Below are 17,286 nucleotides of genomic sequence, written 5' to 3'. Positions count from 1 at the left end.
GCGCGCTTTTCCACCCCTGCGCTGCCCCATTTTCAAACCCGGCGAACCGGGGTATAGCGTGCTCAAACCAAGTGACAGGAGCCTTCGCCATGGCCGAATCCGAGCAGCCGCAGATTTATCTTATCACCCCGCCCGAATTCGAACTGTCGCAATTCCCTGACCAATTGGGCCGCGTGCTGGACAGCACGGAAATCGCCTGCGTGCGCCTGTCCATGTCCACCCGTGACGAAGATCGCCTGTCGCGCGCTGCCGATGCGCTGCGCGAGGTGACAATCGCGCGGGACGTGGCGCTGGTCGTGGACAGCCATATCCTGATGGTCGAACGTTTGGGACTGGATGGTGTGCATCTGACGGACGGCGCGCGCTCGGTCCGCAAGGCGCGCAAAGAGCTGGGCGATGACGCCATTGTCGGCGCCTTCTGCGGGGCCTCGCGCCACGACGGCATGAGCGCGGGCGAAGCCGGATCGGACTATGTCAGCTTTGGCCCGGTGGGGCAGACCCCCCTGTTCGACGGCACAGTGGCCGAACACGAATTGTTCGAATGGTGGTCCATGATGATCGAGGTTCCGGTCGTGGCCGAAGGCGCGCTGACCCCCGAACTGATCGCCAAAATCTCACCCGTGACTGATTTCTTCGGCATTGGCGAGGAGATCTGGAAATCTGACGATCCCGTCGCAGCCCTGGCCACGCTACAGGCCGCGTTTTAATGCGCGCCCTGCCCTAACCCGCGCAGCACCGCGCGGGCCGCGCGCAATCCAGGCGCTTCGCCATCGCGACCCAAACGCTCCATCGTGAGGCGCATGGCCTCCAGCTGAGTGCCGGGATTGTCCAGCACGTCCAGCAAGCCAGCCGCGATCTGATCGGGCTTGCAATCCGCCCCGATGAATTCGGGCACCGCGCGGGTGTCGCTGACCAGATTGACCAGCGTCACCGTATCCACCTTCAGCATCCGCCCGATGATCTGACGGCTCAGCCAGCTCATGTCATAGGCGATCACCATTGGTGTGTTCGTCGCTGCCAGTTCCAAAGACACCGTGCCTGACGCCGCCAGCGCTGCATCGGCTGCCGCGAAACAGGCGCGTTTTTCGGCCAGATAGGCCTCTTTGTCCTGACCCTGTGGGGACAGGATCAGCGGTTGCACCGGCCAGTCGGCCACTTGGTCGCGCACCAGATCGGTGACATTGGCCGTGGTCGGGATCACAACTTGCAACTCGGGTCGCGCGGCCAGAACCGGCGCCAGCGTTTGCCCGAAAATCGGCGCCAGACGGGATACCTCGCCCCGGCGCGAGCCCGGCAGCACCATCAAGACCGGCCGATCCCCAAGCCCGTGCTGATCGCGAAACGCCCGGGCCTGCGCGGCGTCAGCCAGAGGCTCGGCCACGACCGGATGACCCACGAAATCGCACTCCATCCCCTCGGCTTCCATATAGGGGGGCTCGAACGGGAACAGCGCCAGCACATGGTCGATTTTCTTGGCCATTTTCGCAGCCCGCCCGGCGCGCCAGGCCCAGACGGTGGGAGCGACGTAATGCACGGTGCGGATATTGGAATGCTCTTTGACCCGCGCGGCCACCCGCAGACAGAAATCGGGGCTGTCGATTGTGATCAACACATCCGGTTGCGCATCCAGAACAGCCTGCGCGGTTTGCTCCATCCGACGTTTCAGGTGCCGGTATTTGGGCAGCACCTCGGCGATGCCCATCACCGACAGCTCGTCCATCGGGAAGTTGCTTTCCATCCCTTCGGCCTGCATCAGAGGGCCGCCGACCCCCATGAATTCCACATCGGTCAGGGATTTCAGCCCCGCCATCAGGGCCGCGCCAAGTTTGTCGCCCGAGGCCTCGCCAGCGATCAGGAAAACCCGGATCACAGCTGCCGTCCCAAGATGAAAATCCCTGCATTTTCTGCGGCTTGCAGCATGTCGTCGCGATCCAGCAGCAACACCTGACCGGCCTGAACCACAATGCCGTGAACCCCAGCCGCAGCGGCATTTTCCACGGTCGCAAGGCCGATCGCAGGCATATCGACCCGCAAATCCTGCCCGCGCTTGGGGGATTTCACAAAAACCGGTGCCTGCCCGCGCAGCAGATGTTTCGGTGTCTGCGCCACCATCTGCAACAGCGCATCGGTGCCCTGAATGGTCTCGATCCCAACGCAAATGCCGCCCGCCACAACGCAGCCCTGCCCAACATCGACTGGCGCCAAGGCGCTTAGGATATCCGCCGCGCGCTCGGCGTCTTTCAGCGCTTGCTCCGAGGGCGCAGGCCCGCACAAAAGGCCTTCGGGGACGGTCAGATCGGGGGCGATTTCATGGGCGCCGACCACCTGAAAACCCTGCTCTTCGAAAATCTCGATCACCAAGCGCAATAAGGCGTCATCGCCCCCCTGCATCCCCGCCAAAAGACGCGGCGCCAGAGCAATCATCGTCGTGTCGAAATTGGCTGGATTCAGCGGCGGGCGGCTCATGGAACCGCCAAAACTGACGCGGGTCACCTGATTGGCGCGCAGATCGTCAAACAGTGCACCCAGCTTTTCGAACTGATGTTCTTGCGTGGCGCTCAGCCCGGTCGGGACCCCGGCGAAACTCACGCAATAGGCATCCGGTGCGGCCTTGGCCAAGGCCACGGGCAATCCGCCGCTGCCCGCCAATATGGCCAGGCGTCCGCTCATGTTTTCGGGGTCAGGAATGACCGGTCCGAGGCGCCCGTCACGAATTCCACGATCTGGCGCACATAGTCGCTGTCGGTTTCTTCGCCCAGGGCGCGTGCGCGTTCCTGGAACGAGCCGTCGCCCGAGCCCAGTTTCTTGAACGCCTCGCGCAGGGCCGAGATATCCGCCCGCGCCACACCACGCCGTTTCAGACCCACCAGGTTCAGCCCGTCCAGCTCGCCCCGGTCGGCCTGAACCAGGCCATAGGGCATCACGTCGGCCGTCACCATGGTCACAGCGCCGATGATGGCGCCCTGCCCGATCCGCACCCATTGGTGAATGCCCGACAGCCCGCCGATGATCACGTCGTCCCCGATGATGCAGTGCCCCGCCAATGCGGCCGAGTTCACCACGATCGCCCGATCCCCCAGGATAACATCGTGGGCCACATGACAGCCGGCCATAAACAGTCCGTCATCGCCCACCTTGGTCAGCCCTCCGCCGCCCTCGGTGCCAGCGTTCATGGTGACATGTTCGCGGATGCGGTTGCGTTTGCCGATCTCCAGACGGGTCTTTTCACCGGCGAATTTCAGATCCTGCGGAATCTCGCCGATCACGGCGAACGGAAAGATGACCGTGTCTTCGCCGATCTGAGTGTTGCCGGTGACAACCACGTGGCTTTTCAGCTCGACCCGGTCGCCCAGAACGACCTCGGGGCCAACTATACAGAACGGACCAATCTTGACGTCCTCGCCCAGCTGGGCACCGTCTTCGATGATGGCCGAAGGATGAATGTCGCCGCTCATGCGCGCGCTCCTTAGCCCAGATCCATCATGGCGGTGAATTCGGCCTCGGCGGCCATTTCGCCGTCAACCGTGGCCACGCCCGAGAATTTCCACACCTTGCCACCGGGTTTGCCGCGCACGGTGGTGATGTTCAGCTCCAGCACGTCGCCGGGCACGACCATGCGGCGGAACTTGGATTTGTCGATGGCCATGAAATAGACCAGCATGTTCTTGTCAGCCATGTCCAGCGCGGTTCCGACCATAACGGCGGCGGTCTGGGCCATGGCTTCAATGATGGTGACACCGGGCATGATCGGCTTGCCAGGGAAATGGCCCTGGAAATGGGGCTCGTTCATGGTGACATTCTTGATGCCACGGCCCGATTGATACCCGTCAATATCGACGACCTTGTCCACCAGAAGGAACGGATAGCGATGCGGGATGATCCGCTGAATCAAGGCGATATCCGCGCTCAACAACTGCTCTGACATGGTCGATTTCCTTTCTTTTACTTGGCCCATCCCCTACCAACTGAGACCCCGCTGGGCAAGCGTCACTGCGCGTCTTCCGTGCTTTGTGGGCTGGCTTCAGGAGAAGGAGCCGGATCGGGCTCTGGGTTGGGCTCTGGGTTGGGCTGATTGCCAGCCCCAATTTCCGCATCCAGACGCTCGATCGCCAGGTTGGTGATGTCGATGGACAAACGGCTGAGGAATACGCTGCGCTGTTCGACAATGATGGCCGCGTTGGTTTCGGTCATGATCCGGGCCAGGATGGGTTGCACCGCACTCAGGAACTCTCGCCGTCCGGTATCCAGAGCTTGGGTCAACGCGCGCGATTTGGAGCTTTGTTGCAGGCGGATCAGTTCGACCTTTTGATCAAAGGCATCCGCGAGGGCGCGAAACTCTTCGGTCGAAAGGGTCGCGCGCTTATCGGTCAGTTCTTGCTCTTCGGCGATCAACTCGGCTTCGATCTCGCGGTTTTCGGCCTCAAGCTGCTTGCTTTGCGCTTCGAAATCCTGCGTCACCCGCTGACCAAACAGGGAATCCGCAAACATACGTTCGGAATCAATGGTCAGAACAGAGCTTTGCGCGGGCATCGCCTCTTGGGCGGTGACCATCGGAGCAAAAAACAGAAGGGCCAGCACGGCCAGCCCTTTTGCACTACGTTGAACCGCCACACGCATCAGAATGTGGTTGCGATGGTCAGGTTAAAGGTCTGCTCTTTGTCCTGCGCTTCTTTCTTCAACGCTTTGGAGAAATTGAACCGCAGCGGACCAATCGGCGTGGTCCAGAAAACCGAGATCCCAACCACATGGCGCGCATTGAAATCATCGTACAGAACCGGGTTGGTCGCGCTGCCCAGGTTATTCACCCCCCAGACCGAGCCGACATCATAGAACAGGCCACCGGTGATGCCATATTCCTCGGGTAGGCCCAGCGGGAATTCGGCCTCGAACTTGGCGACGGCAAACATGTCCCCGCCCAAGGCGTCATCCACGGTGCCAGCTGCATATTCCCGCGGACCGATGCCATCGGGCTCAAAACCGCGCATGATGCCCGACCCGATGTTGAAACGGTCAATCGAACGCCCCGTGGTGCCACTGCCATAGGCCAGCATACCGGCTTCTAGGCTGGCGCGCAGGGTGACCTCTTCGTGGAAGATCTTTTTCTGAGCAATGGCCCGGGCCGTAGTCTTGATATACTCGTTGTCACCACCGGCACCGCCAAATTCCTGACCGAACTCCAGCAGCCAGCCAGCGGTCGGATCCAGACCGGTGCGGCGGGTATCATAGGTGTATTTGTATCCCAAAGCGCTGGACCACAGGGCCCCCTGCGCGATCTCCGAGGCGACAATTCCGCCCGTCGTGCTGCCATTGTCCAGCATCTCGCCACGCACGGCGCTATAGGTCAGATTCAGGCGACCATTCTGGCTGAGCGGGAACCCAAATCCGGTGCGGAAACTGCCGACCGTGGTGTCATAGTTCGCATAAGAGCCTTGGGTCTCGGCATAGTTCAGACCAACACTAAAGCTGACATCCCGTCCCAGAAACGCTGGTTCGGTAAAGCTGAAGCCATAGCCAGATTCGCTATCCGCGCCGGAAAAGGACAAGGTTAGGCGTTGGCCGCGTCCCAGGAAGTTATCCTCGGACAGTTTGATCACAAGCCCCAGGCCGCTGTTGGTCGAATAGCTGCCCCCCAGGGTCAAAGACCCTGTCGGTTGTTCCTCGACATCCACGTCCACGATTACCTGATCGGGCGCCGAGCCTTCACGCGCTTTCACATCTGCATTGGCGAAATACCCCAGCGCGCGGATGCGTTCGGCACTTTGACGGATTTCACGCGGGTTGAACGGATCACCTTCGGCAATGCGGAACTGATGCCGGATCACACGGTCCAGCGTGGCCGCGTTGCCCTCGATATCGATCCGCTCGACGAACACGCGTTGGCCGCGCTTGATCAGGAATTCAACATCCAGCGTCAGATCACGGTCGTTGCGGGTAATACGCGGTTCGACCCGCACAAAGTCCAGCCCCTTAGCGACAGCCAGACGTTCCAGACGCGTGATCGCGTTTTCGATCAGGCTGGGCGAGTATACCACGCCTTCGCGCAGCTTATGCTCGGCGGCGAATTCATCCGCGTCCACATCTGCCAGATCAGTACTGGCCGTGATTTGACCCAGGCGGAACTGCTGACCCTCTTGGACATTCACCACCATGAAATAGGCGTCACGTTCTTCGGACAGTTCTACATTGGTGCCAGTGATGCGGAAATCGACATAGCCGCGCGATTGATAGAAGTCGCGCAACACCTGTTGATCAAAGGCGATCCGGTCCTCGACAAAGGTGTCCGAGCGGATCAGCTGACGCAACAAACCGGCCTGCTTGGTGGACAGAACGCGGCGCAGACGGCGGTCGCGATAGGCCTCGTTTCCGACAAAGCTGATGCGTTCAATTTCGATCACACCGCCTTCGAACACCTCAAAGACCAGATCAACACGGTTGTCGCTGCGGCGGATGATCTTAGGGCTGACACGGGCCGACAGACGTCCCTCTTGGGCATAGGCGGCGGCGATCAGTTCGGCATCGGATTCGACAATCGAGGGCGACAGCACCCGGCGCGGCTGCGATTGCAGTGCGGCCATAAGAACCTCGTCCTTGATGCGCTTGTTGCCCTCGATCGAGATGCGGTTGATCGTGGGGTATTCCACCACTTTAATGACCAGGGTGCCGCCACGGGGCACGATCTCGACGGATTCGAACAATCCGCTGGCAACGATCCGCTGATAGGCGCCGTTCAATTGGGCGGCCGATACGGTCTGGCCCCGCGCGATTCCCGCATAGGTCAGAATGGCGTCGCCCCCGATGCGCTGGTTCCCTTCGATCCGTACCGAATTGAACTTATAGCTTTGCGCCATCGCCCCTTGCGGGACCGAGGCAAAAGCCATTGCGATCAAAAGAAAAAACAGAGCGCCATAGCGGCGGATTTCGATGTGTTTCACGGCGCGGCTTAGCCGCAGACCGCCGATCATAGTGGTCATGTGGTCAACTCAGTCTGACATCCCATTGGCGTCCTGAGTATCGGGAAAGCCCTGTATTGTCAAAACGGCAAAACACCCGCCTGAGCAAACAAGCGGGCGTTTCACGACTGACGTAACCAAGGACACTCAGAAAGATCGCCAGTAAGACCCCAGGGCCAGGGCCAGCATCAGCGTGCCGACCACCAGAAAACGGTCCCAATTTAGCAACAGAAGCAGGCTCAGGCCGCGTGTTCCATTCTGAATCGTTTGCATCGTTTTCCGCCTTCTAAAGGATTTCGTTACCTAGAAACCTATCGGCGGAAAATGGCGGAAGTTGGGCGCAATGGGGGCGATCCGCCGACCAAAGCGCCCTTAGGGACAGAAGATATCGCTGGACAGAGCGAACAACATCGTGGTCAGGATCAGCGCCAGACCGGCGGTCATCAGGATGCGCAGCACCTTGTCGCTGGGGGTGCGCCCCGTCACGGCCTCGTAGGCGTAAAACACCAGGTGGCCACCATCCAGAACGGGAATCGGGAACAGGTTCAGCAGGCCCACTGCCGCTGAAAGTACCCCGATAAAGTAGATAAAGCTTTGTGTCCCCTGGCTGGCCATCGCGCCAGACACCTCGGCGATGCCCAGCGGGCCGGACATATTGCAGTTGCTGATCGCGCCGGTGATCATGTGATACAAGCCCGAGATCGAGCCGCGCATGATCTCCCATGTGATCAGGATACCGCTGGTAAACGCGCTGCCCAGGCCGGCATATTCGGTGGCGGGCTCAAAGAACATGCCGCCCACGATGCCGATGCGCCAATGGGTCTTGAACCCGCCCTCGGGCTGAGGCTCATCCACGCGGCGCGGCGCAAGGGTGAAGTCCAGCTCTTGTCCATCGCGCCAGATCGTTACGACCAGGGGCGCGCCCTCGGCGGCGACAACAGCCTCTTTCAGCTGCTCGAATACCAGGATCGGTTCCCCGTCCACGGCCAGGAACACATCGCCAATTTTCAGGTCAATATCATAGGCCGCCGATTGCGGCGCCAATTGCGAAATGATCGGGGTCATCGGGTGCGGCGCAGTCACGTCCAGCGTTTGCCCGTCGCGTTTCACAGTATAGGTCAGCGTCGATTGCACCGGCAGCGCATCGATCAGATCATCCATATACCCGGCCGTATGGTCGGACAGGCGCAGCCCCTCGATCGAGACGATCTCATCCCCCTCGGCCAGATTCACCTGATAGGGAACCGGCAGAACCTCGCCCACGGTCAACGGATCCTTGATCACGCCCGAGGTCAGGCCGATCCCCGTAAACACCAGAATCGAAAAGATAAAGTTGAACACAGGCCCCGCGGCCACAGTGGCGGTACGCGCCCACAAAGGCGCGCCCAGCATGGTGTGGCGCTGCATTTCAGCGGGCATGGCAGCCACGGCCTCTTCGTCGGGGCCACTGGCGGCGTTCGCATCGCCCAGAAATTTCACATAGCCCCCAAAGGGCAAGGCCGCGATCTGCCATTGGGTGCCGCGCTTGTCCTTGCGCGAAAACAGCACAGGCCCAAAGCCCAGCGAAAACACCTCGGCATGGATGCCCGACCAGCGGCCAACGATGTAGTGGCCGTATTCATGGATCGCGACAATCACGGACAGGGCCACAACAAAGGCCACCAAGGTTGAAAGAACGCCACCAACTGCGGGGATTGCGTTTAGAAATTCCACTGTTCTGTCCCGTTCTTGCCTGTTTGGGTCATTCTGCTGCTTGGGCCGACATGATTTGATCGGCCCGCATACGCGCCATTTGATCGGCTTTGGACACGTTATCAAGGGTAAACCCGGCGCGAATAAGGCCATTATCGGATGACAATTGTGTCATCACCTCTTCCACGACATGGGCCATATCCAGAAATCCGATGCGCCCCTCGATGAAAGCATCCAGCGCCCGTTCCTTGGCCCCGTTAAAGATCGCCCCCATCATCCCGCCGGTCTGCATGACCTCTTGGGCCAGGCGAAGCGCGGGATAGCGTTCAGGGTTGGGTGCGCGAAAGGTCAACTGCCCGATCTGGGCCAGATCCAGCCGCTCGACCGGCAGATCACGCCGCTGGGGCCAGTGCAGTGCATAGCCGATGGCGTGGCGCATATCGGGCGCGCCCACATGGGCCATCAGCGCGCCATCATTGAAGCCCACCAAGGCATGCACCATGGATTCTGGATGCACCAGCACCTCGATCTGATCTGGACGGACGCCAAAAAACTCTTTGGTTTCAATGACCTCAAGCGCCTTGTTGAACATCGAGGCGCTGTCGATCGTGATCCGCTGCCCCATGTCCCAGTTGGGATGCGAGGATGCTTGCTCCAGCGTCGCGCCAGCCAGTTTGTCCAGCGGCCAATCGCGAAAGGCCCCGCCACTTGCGGTGATGATAATGCGCTCGACCGCGTTGATGTCCTCGCCCACCAGCCCTTGAAAAATCGCGGAATGTTCGCTGTCAACGGGCAACACGGTGGCATCATTCTGGCGCGCGGTGTCCACCAACAGCGGTCCCGCCGTCACCAGCGATTCCTTGTTGGCCAGCGCCAGCGTCGCGCCTTGTTCCAAGGCCGTCAAACCGGGCGCCAGCCCCGCCGCACCGACAATGGCGGACATGACCCAATCAGCAGGGCGCGCCGCAGCCTCGGTCAAGGCCTGCGTGCCGGAAGCGGCCTCGACACCCGTTCCGGCCAGGGCTGCGCTCAGATCGTCCAGCAATTCGTCATGCGCGGTCACGGCCACATCGGCCTCCAGCGCAATCGCGTCCCGCGCCAATTGCGCGATATTACGCCCGCCGGTCAGCGCAACCACGTCATAGTCGTCCGGCGCCCGTGCGATCAGGTCCAGCGTGTTCTGCCCGATCGAGCCCGTCGCCCCGAATACCGAAACCCGTCTCATGACGCCACCGGCGGGAATCCAGCCAGTCCGCCCGCGATCAGGAACAACAGCAACGCGCCCAGCATCCCATCGAACCGGTCCAGCAATCCGCCATGCCCAGGAATCAGGTTGGAACTGTCCTTGACGCCGGTTTTGCGCTTGATCGCGCTTTCGGCGGCATCCCCCATCTGCGAGGCAAAGCTCATCACCATGCTGATCCAGACAAGGCTGCCCCCTGCCCCGGTCAGGTTGATAAAGACCAGCGCCACAATCGCTGCGCCGATCCACCCCGCAACGGTGCCGGACCAGGTTTTCTTGGGGCTGACCTTGGGCCAGAATTTCGGCCCGCCCAGGATACGACCGGCGAAATAGCCAGCAACGTCCGTAACGATCACCACGCTGACCAGCCACAGCATCCAGATCACTCCATGATCCAAGCGCAGCACCATCGCGCCCAGGCATGCCAGCAGCAAAAACGGTGTATAGGCCAGGTAGATTCCGCGATGCGTTTTGACCAAGCTGAGCCCCACGATCCCCGGCGCCACCAGCACCGGCAGCGCATAGATCGGCGGCAGATACAGCGCCAACAAGACGGCACCAGCCCCCAAAGCCCCCAGCTGGAGCGCGATGGTCGGTGTGTCGGGCTGCAACATGCGCACCAGCTCCCACACCATCAGGCCGCACACAGCTGCCAATAGCACGGTAAAGACCCAACCGCCCTGCCAGATGGCAAAACAGCCCACCGCCAGCATCGCAATCGCCGACAAGATCCGCGGCGCCAGATCATCCCATTTCGAGGCCATTATGCTTTCACCCCGCCATACCGGCGTTCCCGGTTGGAATAGCTGCCGACGATCTCGCCAAAGATCTTTGCGCTGAAATCGGGCCACAGCGTGTCGATGAATTCGTATTCAGCATAGGCCGACTGCCACAGCAAGAAGTTCGAGATCCGCGCCTCGCCGCTGGTGCGGATGACCAGATCGGGATCGGGCAAAACACAGGTGTCCAGGTATTTCGGCAGGGTCTCTTCATCGACGCTGGCCGGGTCCAGGCGGCCATCGGCCACGTCCTGGGCCAAACGTTTGGTGGCGCGGGCGACCTCGTCGCGGCCACCATAGTTCAGCGCGATGGTCAGGTTCACCTTGGTGTTCTCGGCGGTCAGCTGTTCCAACTCGTCCATCAAAGAGATCAGCTTGCCGTCCAGCTTCACCCGATCCCCTATAAAGCGCACGCGCACGCCCTCTTCTTTCAGGGCGCGGGCCTCTTTGGTGATATAGCGGCGAAACAGGCTCATCAGACCGGCAACTTCGACCTGGGTGCGTTTCCAGTTCTCGGTCGAGAAGGCAAAGATCGTCAGGTATTCGACCCCCAGATCGGGGCATGCCTCGACGATCTCGCGCACGCGTTTGGCCCCGGCATGGTGGCCAAACAGGCGCGGTCTCCCACGCGCCTGCGCCCAACGGCCATTGCCATCCATGATGATGGCGACGTGGCGGGGGCCACGCTCGGAGTAAGCGTCAGCGGGCATAAGACCCCCTTTCGGTCCTTAGACCTGCATGATCTCGGCTTGCTTGCTTTCCAGCGCCTTGTCGACACCGGCGATATGAGTGTCGGTCAGCTCTTGCACCTCGGTTTCCCAGAATTTCTGGTCGTCCTCGGACATGCCGTTGGATTTCGCCTTTTTGATCTGGTCCATCCCGTCGCGGCGCACGTTGCGAATGGCGATCCGGGCGCGCTCGGCATAGTCGCCGGCGACCTTGGTCAGCTCGCGGCGGCGTTCCTCGTTCAGTTCGGGAATGGGCAGCATGATGATGGTGCCGTTCAGCTGCGGGTTGATGCCCAGGCCGCTTTGACGAATGGCTTTTTCAACGGGGCCCACCATGGATTTGTCCCATACGTTGATGGTGACCATGCGCGGTTCGGGGACGTTGACGGTGCCAACCTGGTTGATCGGAGTCATCTGGCCGTAGGCTTCGACCTGGATCGGGTCCAGCATCGAGGCCGAGGCCCGCCCGGTCCGCAACGAGGCAAATTCGTTGCGCAGCGCGTTCATGGCGCCATCCATCCGGCGGGACAGATCGTCAGTGTCGATCATGAATTCTTCGTCAGACATATTCTTGCTCTTCCTGTTTGCCCGCTTGGGCGCGGGTCATAGTGCCTTTGCGACAGGATACCCTTATCCCGCCACCGTTGTATAGGTGCCTTGCCCGGCCAGAATACCGCGGAACCCGCCCGGTTCATCCAAAGAGAAGACGATGATCGGCAGGTTGTTGTCGCGGGCCAGGGCGATCGCGCTGGCATCCATCACGCCCAGATGCTGCGCCAGAACGTCGTCATAGCTGACGGTGTCGAACCGCTTGGCATCGTCGAATTTGACCGGATCCTTGTCATAGACCCCATCCACCTTGGTGCCCTTAAAGATCGCCTGACAGGCCATTTCATTGGCGCGCAGCGTGGCCGCAGTGTCGGTGGTGAAATAGGGGTTGCCGGTGCCGGCTGCAAAGATGCAGACGCGTTTCTTTTCCAGGTGGCGCACGGCGCGGCGGCGGATATAGGGCTCGCAGACCTGATCCATCGGAATGGCGCTGATGACGCGGGTGAAGACGCCCAAGCTTTCCAGCGCGGACTGCATTGCCAAGGCGTTCATCACCGTGGCCAGCATGCCCATGTAGTCGGCGGTCGTGCGCTCCATCCCTTGCGCGCTTCCGGACAGGCCTCGGAAAATGTTGCCGCCACCGATGACCATGCAGATCTCGACCCCCAGGTCATGAACCGATTTCACCTCGCGTGCGACGCGTTCCACGGTCGGCGGGTGCAGGCCAAACCCTTGCGGCCCCATCAACGCCTCCCCCGAGATTTTCAGCATCACCCTTTTATACTTGGTGTCAGAGGGCAGCTCGGCGGGGGTTTGGGCGTCATCGGCCATGGGGTGCTCCGGGTAAGGCAATTCTGATTGCGCGCAAAATGTCGGAAAACGCGGCCGGGTTCAATCCGAGAGTCCCGAATTGCGCAGGATTTCCCATGCTTGGTCTTTGCCAACAGGGCACCAACCGGCTATGGCGGGGAAATGATCGACCTGACGCAAATCCCACCCGACAGGCCGGTGCTGATCGCGGGGCCCACGGCCTCGGGGAAATCTGCGCTGGCGATGGACATTGCCCGCCATTCCGGTGGCCTGATCATCAATGCCGATGCGCTTCAGGTCTATGACAACTGGCGCGTGCTGTCCGCGCGTCCCTCGGAACAGGACGAGGCCGAACTGCCGCATCGCCTGTATGGACATGTGCCCGGAGCGGCAGACTATTCCGTGGGTCATTGGCTGCGCGAGGTTGCTCCGGTATTGCAAGGGCCCCAGCGCCCGATCATCGTGGGGGGCACGGGCCTGTATTTCAGCGCCCTGACGCACGGATTGGCCGACATCCCCGCCACGCCCCCGCAGATCCGGGCCGAGGCGGACCAGATCATCGCCACCCAAGGCCACCACCCTCTTCTTGAAGCGCTGGACCCAGAAACTCGCGCGCGCATCGACATACAGAATCCGATGCGGGTCCAGCGCGCCTGGGAGGTCCTGCGCGCCACCGGCACGGGGCTGGCGGCTTGGCAGGACGCCACGCCCCCGCCTCTGCTGCCGTTGGATCAGACGACTGCGATCCTGTTTGACGTCGACAAAGACTGGCTGAACGCCCGCATCGCCCGTCGGTTCGATCTGATGCTGGAACAAGGCGCGCTGGACGAAGCCCGCGCCAATCTTCCCAACTGGGACCCAACCCGCCTGTCCGCCAAGGCCATCGGCGCGCCGGAATTGATCGCCCACCTGAATGGCGAGCTGACCCTGGACCAGGCCCGCGAGGCCGCCACGATCGCGACCCGCCAATTCGCCAAAAGACAGCGCACCTGGTTCCGATCCAAAATGAAAACCTGGCAAAAATACCGCCCGTCGGGCATATAATCATTTACTTTTTACGATTTTCTGCGCTTGATTTCTGGCAAAGCACCGCAGCAAAATTGCCGAAAACCAACCAATGGCGCAGAAACTGACAGAATTGACACCCGACAGTATCACCGTGTCTTCGCTGAACCAGTGGAACCGCGCGGGCGCTTGGCGGCTGACGCAATTGCACGAGCATGACAAGGACCTGCTGATCTGGGTCACCAAGGGGCACGGGCTGGCTCTGCTGCAAGGGGTGCGGCGTGGGGTTGGCGCGCATAACGCCTTTCATATTCCGGCCGGAACGCTGTTTTCCTTAGACACGGGGCGCACGGGGTTTGGGCTTGTCGTCGAAATCCCGCATGACCACGCATTGACGCTGCATGACGCCCCGATGTTGCTGCGGATTCGCGACGTACATGCGCAATCCGAGCTCACCGGGTTGCTGGACAATCTGCAACGCGAGCTGGACCAGAACGCCCCTTTCGCCGCCGAGGCCGCCCGCGCGCAAGTGACGCTCATTTCGGTATGGATGCGGCGGCAGGCCCTGGCGCTGCATGGCCCCAAAGAGCCGAAACCTCCGGCCGGGCAACGCCTGGTCGAGGCCTTCAGCGCCCTGGTCAGCCAGGAATTCCGCTCGGGCAAGCCAATGGCCGAGTTTGCCGCCATGCTGGGCGTCACCCCCACTCATCTGTCGCGGGCGTGTCGCGAATTCGCAGGGATCACTGCCGCCGATATCCTGACCCAGCGCAGCCTGTACGAAGCGCGCGAGATGATCGAAACCACCAGAATGCCGCTTAAGCAGATCAGCGAAGAGCTGGGCTTCGGCAGCCCTGCCTATTTCTCGCGTTTCGTGTTGCAGCACACGGGCAAGACGCCCTCGGATCTGCGCCGGCAAATGGCGCAGGTCAAACCAGAGAACCGATGCTGATCACTCGTCGCGATCGGTGGCAAGCTCTTGCATCAACGGTTCATAGCGCGCATCCGTCAGCGTACGCAAAAAAGCTACCAATGCGTCAATGCGCTCGTCCTCCAGCGCCGGGCCCGTTTCCAGTTCTTTCAGAGACAAGGTGCCGTCGACCTCGGGCGCGCGCCAGGGCTTACCAGTTTCCGGGTTGATCTGACGCATTTGCGAACGCGCGTTGAACTTGTTGTAGAACAGGACCACGGTGCGCAGATCCTGAAACACCCCATTGTGCATGTATGGCCCGGTGACCGCGACATTGCGCAATGTGGGCACCTTGAACTTGCCCGCCTGTCCGGGATCGTCAACCGCCGGGTTCTCCAACAGCCCTTTGTCGTTCACTGGTGCGCCCAGTTTGGCCTCAAGCTCGGCATTCGCCGGAACCCCGATATTGTGGTATTCATAGTTGGTAAATGTCTCGGTCTGATCCACTTCGCTTTCGCGCAGTTTGTGGCACAGATTGCAGTTGGTGAACTGCTGCGAAAAGAACAACACGCGCCCCAAATCTTCTTGGCGTGTTAGTTTAGCTTCGCCGCGTAAGTATCTGTCATATTTAGAATCGAATGGTGAGAAGACCTCGGCATTCTCGAAACTTGCGATGGCCTGCGTCATCGCCTGATAGGCGTGTTCCGGGTCCAAGAAGATTTCATTCCCAAACAGCGTTTTGAACGCCTCGACATATAGCGGGTTTTCCATCAGGCGCTCGACAACGGCGGCTTTGCTGGGCATGGCCATTTCGACAGGATTTAGCGGAGGCCCCCCCGCCTGTCCAGCCAGATCGGTTTCGCGCCCGTCCAGAAACTGCCCGCCAACATAGACCCCATCCGCGCGCTGATGAAACCGCGGTGAAAAAGACGCATAGGCTGCCGTGGGCGCGTTGCGCCCGCCCAGCAATTCTGCATCGTCACCAATTGATGTGGCCCACCCCAGAAAGGTTCCATTGGGATCAGCAAACCCGGTTTCCGGCGCGTGGCACGAGGCACAGGCCTGGGTCCGATCCCGCGACAATTCGGTATCAAAGAACAACATCTCGCCCAGTTCGGCCTGTGTGGAAATCGGGTCTGCACTGCCCGCCGTCGCAGCTATGGCCAGCGCCACCGCAGCCAGTTTTGTCGTTCGCCTCATCAGCTTTCGTGCCTCAATCAAATGGGTGCGTGTTCCTGCCCCCACTGGTGGCACAGCCGACGGAAAATTACCAGAGTATTTTAGTCACCAATTTGTGGCGTCAACTGCCCCAGATCGCCCGGACGTAGCCTTGGGTTTCCTTATAAGGAGGAACGCCGCGGTATTTCTTTACCGCGTCCGGGCCAGCGTTATAGGCCGCCAGAGCCAGTCGCCAATTGCCAAAGGTCCTGTACTGCTCCGCCAGATAGCGCGCGCCGCCATCCAGATTTTCAAACGGCACTTTCGGATCCACGCCCAGCGTCTTGGCCGTACCGGGCATCAGCTGCGCCAGACCCAGCGCGCCCTTGTGCGATTCTGCCTTGGCGTTGAAGCGGCTTTCCTGATTCACCAGGCGCAAGAACAGCTCTTCGGGCACTCCGTGACGGCGCGCGGCGGATCGCGCCATGTCCAGATAGGGCCCGCGATAGGTGCCGTCATACATCAAAGGTCCCCATTTCGTGGGAGTGTGAATGCTGGGAGGCTGCAATCCGACGCTGTTTTTGTATTGCGAGGCCGCTCGCGTATCCAAAACACTGGTCTGCGATTTGAACAGCCGCGATCGGGATTTGGTCGACAGCACATCGGCGCTGGCAACCCCACTGATCACCAACGTCATGGCACAGCCAAGGCACAGAATTTTCCGCATCACACCGCCCAAACCCGTTTGAATTGCCCACAAGATAGGCAAATACGCGATGAAATCCAGCCCTGCCGTGCGGATGCGCGGGCGCTTGCTGATCCAATGCCGACGGGCCGCGCGGATCATAACTTTACCTTTTCGCGTCCCCATGGTGTAAGCAGGATCAAACGAGTCAACGGGAGAGACAGATGGCCGGATCGGTGAACAAGGTAATTCTGGTGGGCAACCTGGGCCGCGACCCCGAGGTCCGGCAATTCCAGAACGGCGGCAAGGTCTGCAACCTGCGGATCGCGACCTCGGAAACCTGGAAAGACCGCAACACCGGCGAGCGTCGCGAGCGCACCGAGTGGCACTCGGTCGCGATTTTCCAAGAGGGTCTGGTTCGCGTGGCCGAGCAATACCTGCGCAAGGGCTCGAAAGTGTATATCGAGGGCCAGCTGCAAACCCGCAAATGGCAGGACCAGTCTGGTCAGGATCGCTACTCGACCGAGGTCGTTCTGCAAGGGTTCGGCGGCACACTGGTGATGCTGGATGGCCGCAATGAAGGCGGTCAAGGTGGCGGCGGCTATGGCGGAGGCAGCAGCGGCGGTGGCTACGGCGGCGGCTATGACTCGGGCCCCTCTGGTGGCGGCAGCGCTCCGGCCCGTGGCGGGGATCTGGACGACGAAATCCCGTTCTAAGCCAAGCTGAAACAGATGCAACAAAGCCGCCCCAACCGGGCGGCTTTGTTGTGGGTTAAATCAA

At 60.8% G+C, this 17,286-nt stretch carries 19 protein-coding genes; 4 read left to right on the top strand and 15 right to left on the bottom strand.

The genetic code is table 11. The features are described from left to right. Positions 1-89: 89 nt before the first annotated feature. Positions 90-707, top strand: a complete 618-nt coding sequence (locus ACXADQ_RS14955) for a thiamine phosphate synthase (protein ID WP_475322314.1) — start codon at positions 90-92, stop codon at positions 705-707. Here ACXADQ_RS14955 and lpxB read toward each other — a convergent pair. The 13 genes from lpxB to pyrH all read right to left on the bottom strand — a co-directional run bounded on the left by lpxB (position 704) and on the right by pyrH (position 12,772). Next, positions 704-1,867 carry a lipid-A-disaccharide synthase gene (gene lpxB, locus ACXADQ_RS14950; RefSeq protein ID WP_475326093.1) on the bottom strand — a complete coding sequence of 388 codons (1,164 nt, stop codon included), beginning with the start codon at positions 1,865-1,867 and terminating at the stop codon, positions 704-706. The two genes, ACXADQ_RS14955 and lpxB, sit on opposite strands and share 4 nt — an antisense overlap. Beyond that, positions 1,867-2,670 (bottom strand): LpxI family protein, encoded by an 804-nt coding sequence (locus ACXADQ_RS14945; RefSeq protein ID WP_475322310.1) that lies wholly within the window; start codon positions 2,668-2,670, stop codon positions 1,867-1,869. The genes lpxB and ACXADQ_RS14945 overlap by 1 nt, the downstream gene beginning before the upstream one ends. Next, positions 2,667-3,455, bottom strand: coding sequence for an acyl-ACP--UDP-N-acetylglucosamine O-acyltransferase (lpxA, locus tag ACXADQ_RS14940; protein WP_475322307.1), 789 nt, complete (start codon positions 3,453-3,455; stop codon positions 2,667-2,669). Before lpxA ends, ACXADQ_RS14945 begins: the two co-directional genes overlap by 4 nt. An 11-nt stretch (positions 3,456-3,466) precedes the next feature. Then, positions 3,467-3,925 (bottom strand): 3-hydroxyacyl-ACP dehydratase FabZ, encoded by a 459-nt coding sequence (gene fabZ, locus ACXADQ_RS14935; RefSeq protein WP_475322303.1) that lies wholly within the window; start codon positions 3,923-3,925, stop codon positions 3,467-3,469. Positions 3,926-3,987: 62 nt separating this feature from the next. Continuing rightward, the gene (locus tag ACXADQ_RS14930) at positions 3,988-4,578 is read right to left on the bottom strand and encodes an OmpH/Skp family outer membrane protein (RefSeq protein ID WP_475322299.1); all 591 of its coding nucleotides are present in this window, start codon (positions 4,576-4,578) and stop codon (positions 3,988-3,990) included. A 38-nt stretch (positions 4,579-4,616) separates the two neighbouring features. Beyond that, the gene (gene bamA / locus ACXADQ_RS14925; protein WP_475322297.1) at positions 4,617-6,971 is read right to left on the bottom strand and encodes an outer membrane protein assembly factor BamA; all 2,355 of its coding nucleotides are present in this window, start codon (positions 6,969-6,971) and stop codon (positions 4,617-4,619) included. A 126-nt stretch (positions 6,972-7,097) separates the two neighbouring features. Next, positions 7,098-7,223, bottom strand: coding sequence for a hypothetical protein (locus ACXADQ_RS14920; protein ID WP_475322295.1), 126 nt, complete (start codon positions 7,221-7,223; stop codon positions 7,098-7,100). A 99-nt stretch (positions 7,224-7,322) separates the two neighbouring features. Continuing rightward, complete coding sequence (gene rseP / locus ACXADQ_RS14915) at positions 7,323-8,663, bottom strand: RIP metalloprotease RseP (RefSeq protein WP_475322291.1); 1,341 nt, start codon at positions 8,661-8,663, stop codon at positions 7,323-7,325. Between the two features lie 28 nt (positions 8,664-8,691). Then, on the bottom strand, positions 8,692-9,867 hold the full coding sequence (dxr, locus tag ACXADQ_RS14910) for a 1-deoxy-D-xylulose-5-phosphate reductoisomerase (RefSeq protein ID WP_475322286.1): 1,176 nt from the start codon (positions 9,865-9,867) through the stop codon (positions 8,692-8,694). Further along, on the bottom strand, positions 9,864-10,649 hold the full coding sequence (locus ACXADQ_RS14905; RefSeq protein WP_475322283.1) for a phosphatidate cytidylyltransferase: 786 nt from the start codon (positions 10,647-10,649) through the stop codon (positions 9,864-9,866). The genes dxr and ACXADQ_RS14905 overlap by 4 nt, the downstream gene beginning before the upstream one ends. Next, positions 10,649-11,374: a polyprenyl diphosphate synthase gene (gene uppS, locus ACXADQ_RS14900; protein ID WP_475322281.1), complete on the bottom strand. Its 726-nt coding sequence runs from the start codon at positions 11,372-11,374 to the stop codon at positions 10,649-10,651. Before uppS ends, ACXADQ_RS14905 begins: the two co-directional genes overlap by 1 nt. 18 nt (positions 11,375-11,392) lie before the next feature. Further along, positions 11,393-11,959 (bottom strand): ribosome recycling factor, encoded by a 567-nt coding sequence (gene frr / locus ACXADQ_RS14895; RefSeq protein WP_475322277.1) that lies wholly within the window; start codon positions 11,957-11,959, stop codon positions 11,393-11,395. A 63-nt stretch (positions 11,960-12,022) separates the two neighbouring features. Further along, the gene (gene pyrH, locus ACXADQ_RS14890) at positions 12,023-12,772 is read right to left on the bottom strand and encodes a UMP kinase (protein WP_475322274.1); all 750 of its coding nucleotides are present in this window, start codon (positions 12,770-12,772) and stop codon (positions 12,023-12,025) included. A 141-nt stretch (positions 12,773-12,913) separates the two neighbouring features. Here pyrH and miaA point away from each other — a divergent pair, with 141 nt between their 5' ends. Both miaA and ACXADQ_RS14880 read left to right on the top strand, forming a co-directional pair. Continuing rightward, entirely contained in the window at positions 12,914-13,795 is an 882-nt protein-coding gene (miaA, locus tag ACXADQ_RS14885) for a tRNA (adenosine(37)-N6)-dimethylallyltransferase MiaA (RefSeq protein ID WP_475322271.1), read from the top strand. A 73-nt stretch (positions 13,796-13,868) separates the two neighbouring features. Further along, positions 13,869-14,705: an AraC family transcriptional regulator gene (locus ACXADQ_RS14880; protein ID WP_475322269.1), complete on the top strand. Its 837-nt coding sequence runs from the start codon at positions 13,869-13,871 to the stop codon at positions 14,703-14,705. On the opposite strand, the gene ACXADQ_RS14875 is transcribed toward ACXADQ_RS14880, so the two are convergent. Continuing rightward, positions 14,706-15,863, bottom strand: a complete 1,158-nt coding sequence (locus ACXADQ_RS14875) for a cytochrome-c peroxidase (protein WP_475322267.1) — start codon at positions 15,861-15,863, stop codon at positions 14,706-14,708. Positions 15,864-15,963: 100 nt separating this feature from the next. Next, positions 15,964-16,548 carry a lytic transglycosylase domain-containing protein gene (locus tag ACXADQ_RS14870; protein WP_475326092.1) on the bottom strand — a complete coding sequence of 195 codons (585 nt, stop codon included), beginning with the start codon at positions 16,546-16,548 and terminating at the stop codon, positions 15,964-15,966. Positions 16,549-16,730: 182 nt separating this feature from the next. Here ACXADQ_RS14870 and ssb point away from each other — a divergent pair, with 182 nt between their 5' ends. Further along, positions 16,731-17,222 carry a single-stranded DNA-binding protein gene (gene ssb, locus ACXADQ_RS14865; RefSeq protein ID WP_475322262.1) on the top strand — a complete coding sequence of 164 codons (492 nt, stop codon included), beginning with the start codon at positions 16,731-16,733 and terminating at the stop codon, positions 17,220-17,222. The last annotated feature ends 64 nt before the right edge of the window (positions 17,223-17,286 follow it).

Source organism: Thalassovita sp. ABM4_323, assembly GCF_056158665.1.
Note: the sequence above shows the minus strand (reverse complement) of the source record. Positions and strands in the feature narration are given on the sequence as shown.

Bases quoted from the DNA above. Each gene is read 5' to 3' on its own strand.
- dxr (WP_475322286.1), bottom strand. From the start codon at position 9,867: ATGAGACGGGTTTCGGTATTCGGGGCGACGGGCTCGATCGGGCAGAAC.
- ACXADQ_RS14875 (WP_475322267.1), bottom strand. From the start codon at position 15,863: ATGAGGCGAACGACAAAACTGGCTGCGGTGGCGCTGGCCATAGCTGCG.
- ACXADQ_RS14870 (WP_475326092.1), bottom strand. From the start codon at position 16,548: ATGCGGAAAATTCTGTGCCTTGGCTGTGCCATGACGTTGGTGATCAGT.
- fabZ (WP_475322303.1), bottom strand. From the start codon at position 3,925: ATGTCAGAGCAGTTGTTGAGCGCGGATATCGCCTTGATTCAGCGGATC.
- ACXADQ_RS14945 (WP_475322310.1), bottom strand. From the start codon at position 2,670: ATGAGCGGACGCCTGGCCATATTGGCGGGCAGCGGCGGATTGCCCGTG.
- ACXADQ_RS14905 (WP_475322283.1), bottom strand. From the start codon at position 10,649: ATGGCCTCGAAATGGGATGATCTGGCGCCGCGGATCTTGTCGGCGATT.
- bamA (WP_475322297.1), bottom strand. From the start codon at position 6,971: ATGACCACTATGATCGGCGGTCTGCGGCTAAGCCGCGCCGTGAAACAC.
- ACXADQ_RS14955 (WP_475322314.1), top strand. From the start codon at position 90: ATGGCCGAATCCGAGCAGCCGCAGATTTATCTTATCACCCCGCCCGAA.
- miaA (WP_475322271.1), top strand. From the start codon at position 12,914: ATGATCGACCTGACGCAAATCCCACCCGACAGGCCGGTGCTGATCGCG.
- ACXADQ_RS14880 (WP_475322269.1), top strand. From the start codon at position 13,869: ATGGCGCAGAAACTGACAGAATTGACACCCGACAGTATCACCGTGTCT.
- uppS (WP_475322281.1), bottom strand. From the start codon at position 11,374: ATGCCCGCTGACGCTTACTCCGAGCGTGGCCCCCGCCACGTCGCCATC.
- ACXADQ_RS14920 (WP_475322295.1), bottom strand. From the start codon at position 7,223: ATGCAAACGATTCAGAATGGAACACGCGGCCTGAGCCTGCTTCTGTTG.
- ssb (WP_475322262.1), top strand. From the start codon at position 16,731: ATGGCCGGATCGGTGAACAAGGTAATTCTGGTGGGCAACCTGGGCCGC.
- pyrH (WP_475322274.1), bottom strand. From the start codon at position 12,772: ATGGCCGATGACGCCCAAACCCCCGCCGAGCTGCCCTCTGACACCAAG.
- frr (WP_475322277.1), bottom strand. From the start codon at position 11,959: ATGTCTGACGAAGAATTCATGATCGACACTGACGATCTGTCCCGCCGG.
- lpxA (WP_475322307.1), bottom strand. From the start codon at position 3,455: ATGAGCGGCGACATTCATCCTTCGGCCATCATCGAAGACGGTGCCCAG.